Below are 224 nucleotides of genomic sequence, written 5' to 3'. Positions count from 1 at the left end.
AGCCAGTAGCAACATAAAAATCAAACGTTGCCATTTCGCACTGACACCTTCACTGACGGCCATATCAGGATCGATCGCGATTTGAATTTGAGCTTGCCAACTTTTATAAAGCACTGCCAATCCAACAACAATAACAGTGGCAAAAACGGGCAGGTCTACCCATGTGATCGTGAGCAAATCACCAAATAAATAGCTGAGTAACTCAGGTCTTAAACTTGGAATAT

General features: G+C 42.0%; 1 protein-coding gene. It reads right to left on the bottom strand.

All coding sequences use genetic code 11. From position 1 onward, the window contains the following. On the bottom strand, nt 1–224 hold a 224-nt coding region (locus RRF55_RS28580), incomplete at both ends, for a metal ABC transporter permease (RefSeq protein WP_439419382.1).

The organism is Klebsiella sp. K47, from assembly GCF_051858335.1.
GTDB classification, from domain to species: Bacteria; Pseudomonadota; Gammaproteobacteria; order Enterobacterales; family Enterobacteriaceae; genus Klebsiella; species Klebsiella pneumoniae.
Note: the sequence above shows the minus strand (reverse complement) of the source record. Positions and strands in the feature narration are given on the sequence as shown.